The 821-nt window shown below is 42.9% G+C and carries 1 tRNA gene; it reads left to right on the top strand.

Annotated features, from left to right (window positions below):
- Nucleotides 1-140: 140 nt before the first annotated feature.
- Nucleotides 141-216, top strand: a tRNA-Ala gene (locus ACFO4O_RS16725).
- Nucleotides 217-821 lie beyond the last annotated feature (605 nt).

Below are 821 nucleotides of genomic sequence, written 5' to 3'. Positions count from 1 at the left end.
ACTTGGTTTAGCCAGCTTTGTCCCTGTGTTACTCACGTACTATCGTACGCTGCGTTACTCGGAGCAAATCTGCCGTCACCAAGCGAACTGGTTGACGAAGTAGCTACGTAGGCTGGAAGATACTTTTGAAACTGATGTAAGGGGCTATAGCTCAGCTGGGAGAGCGCCTGCCTTGCACGCAGGAGGTCAGCAGTTCGATCCTGCTTAGCTCCACCACTTCTTAGGGAGAGGCCTTACATTGAATAGATTCAAAGCCTTAATCTATAGGTTCATATAAGAAATTATAGATTAGGGTTTTTTAAACTCTGAAATGTGAGAAGCGCAAGCTTCAAACATGCTCTTTAACAATTTGGAAAGCTGATAATTAGTAATCAATATTTAACGAAAGAGTAACTGATTGAACAACTTCGAAGAAATTCGAAAGATGTTCTTTCAACCGCTACTCTATCTGACGAATGTGCGATGCAAGAGGACGAGTATTACCTTGTATAGGTAATGACAGTCACCTTGCGCAAGAATAGCCTAATCTGTGATTAGACTATTTTGCACGAAAATATGATTAGCAAAACTTGTCATTCATACAGTGCACATTTTTAGCAAGCGTTTACGCTTGATGAACAATGTGCGCAAGGTGAGGTGAACAACTTGACGATGTCAAGAAGTGCTACCCCACTGAGCCCAATAACCCTCGAATTCAAAAGGCGGGGGTTTAAAATCGCCGGAAGGCTATTTAGGGTTGTATGGTTAAGTGACTAAGCGTATATGGTGGATGCCTTGGCAGTTAGAGGCGATGAAGGACGTGTAAGTCTGCGAAAAGCTGT

Origin of the sequence: Glaciecola siphonariae (assembly GCF_042652645.1) — a bacterium.
GTDB classification, from domain to species: domain Bacteria; phylum Pseudomonadota; class Gammaproteobacteria; order Enterobacterales; family Alteromonadaceae; genus Glaciecola; species Glaciecola siphonariae.
The sequence above is the reverse complement of the archived record's forward strand: the minus strand, read 5'-3'. Positions and strand labels throughout refer to the sequence as shown.